The organism is Trueperaceae bacterium (assembly GCA_031581195.1).
Lineage (GTDB): Bacteria > Deinococcota > Deinococci > Deinococcales > Trueperaceae > SLSQ01.
The window spans coordinates 1-2,013 of sequence record JAVLCF010000197.1 but is presented as its reverse complement, the minus strand read 5'-3'; the positions used below and the strand labels follow the sequence as shown (position 1 = coordinate 2,013).

Genomic DNA, 2,013 nt, shown 5'->3' with positions numbered 1-2,013 from the left:
CCGCTCGTCGGCTTCGCGTTCGGCGCGTCGCTGATCAGCCTCTTCGCGCGCGTCGGGGGCGGGATCTACACCAAGGCGGCGGACGTCGGCGCGGACCTGGTCGGGAAGGTCGAGGCGGGCATCCCCGAGGACGACCCCCGCAACCCGGCGGTCATCGCCGACAACGTCGGCGACAACGTCGGCGACTGCGCCGGGATGGGCGCCGACCTGTTCGAGACGTACGCCGTCACCGCCATCGGGGCGGTGTTCCTCGGCTACCTGCTGGCGGACGGCGTGACGGTCCTCGTGACGTTCCCGCTGGTGCTGGGCGCGATCGCCATCCTCGCCTCGGTCGTCGGGACGCGTTTCGTGCGCCTCGCGGCGGACAACGACATCATGGCCGCCCTCAACCGCGGGACGTGGGTCAGCGCGGCGCTGTCCGCCGCGGGCTTCCTCGTCGCGTCCGGCGTGATGCTGGGCGGCGCGGGGGACCTGCTGGCGCGCGGGAACTGGTTCACGCTGTTCCTCGCCTCGGTCACCGGCATCGTCGTGACGTTGCTGCTGATGGTCGTCACGGAGTACTACACGTCGACCGCCTACGGCCCCGTCCGCCGCATCGCGCGGGCGTCGGAGACCGGGAGCGCGACGAACATCATCAGCGGCCTCGCGGTCGGCATGCAGTCCACCGCCGGCCCCGTGACGATCCTGGCGCTCGCGACGTTCCTCGCCTACCTGTTCGGGGGGCTGTACGGGATCGCGGTCGCCGCGGTCGCGATGCTTAGCGTCACCGGCATGATCGTCGCGATGGACACGTACGGGCCCATCACCGACAACGCCGGCGGCATCGCGGAAATGAGCGAGCTGCCCGAAGCGGTGCGCGCCAACACCGACGCGCTCGACGCGGTCGGCAACACCACGAAGGCGGTGACGAAGGGCTACGCGATCGGCTCCGCGGCGCTCGCGGCGTTGGTCCTGTTCGCCGACTACGCCGAACGCCTCGACCTCGGGGAGGCGGCGTTCCGCCTCGACGACCCGTTGGTGATCGTCGGGCTGTTGTTCGGCGCGATGCTGCCGTTCCTGTTCAGCGCGTTCCTGATGGAATCGGTCGGCCGGGCGGCCGGCGCGGTCATCGAGGAGGTCCGCCGGCAGTTCCGCGAGATCACCGGCATCATGGAGGGCACCGCCAAGCCGGAGTACGGCCGGGCGGTGGACATCGTCACGAAGGCCGCCCTGCGCGAGATGGCGATCCCCGGCCTGATGGCGGTCGTGGCACCGCTGCTGATCGGCTTCCTGTTCGGTCCCGTCGCGTTGGGCGGCCTGCTGATCGGCGTGACGATCTCGGGCCTCATGATGGCGCTGACGATGTCCAACGGGGGCGGGGCGTGGGACAACGCCAAGAAGTACGTCGAGGACGGTCACCACGGGGGCAAGGGCTCGCCCGCGCACGAGGCGGCGGTGGTGGGCGACACGGTGGGGGATCCGTACAAGGACACCGCCGGCCCGTCGATCAACCCGCTCATCAAGGTCATCAACACCGTCGCCCTGATCTTCGCCGGCCTCATCGCCAGCGTCGGGGGCCTCCTGACCTTCTGACCCACCGTCCCCCGCACGGCCCGAGACGGCGCGCGGCTCCGGCCGCGCGCCGTTCGCGTGCGAACGCACGACGGCGTACACGGCGGGAGGGTACGGCGGGAGGGTACGGCGGGAGGCGCGCTGGGGGGTCCGCTGGGGGTGGGGACGACGGCGGGCGCCTCGCGGGCGCCCAAATCCCCATTCTACGACGAAATCCTCGTCGCTCGAGCAGCGTCCGCCACCGCGCGATCCCCGGGCGGGGGCGTACCCTCTCAGGTGAAAGGAGGTTCGCCTATCGAGACGTCGACGAACCCCTTCGAGGACGGACCCCCTCGGATCCACTAGAGGCTCCCCGCTCCTCCCGAACGGCCCCACCCGGGGCGACCGAAGAGGGAAGCGACCGAGCGAGAACAGGACCGAGGGGGTTCCTCCGTGTCGATGCGGCGAACCCCATCCCCCCCC

Annotated in this window: 1 protein-coding gene; it reads left to right on the top strand. The window is 71.2% G+C overall.

The features are described 5' to 3' along the window. The coding region (locus RI554_11355) for a sodium-translocating pyrophosphatase (GenBank protein ID MDR9392611.1) at positions 1-1,572 on the top strand (1,572 nt) is incomplete at its 5' end. Positions 1,573-2,013: the final 441 nt, after the last annotated feature.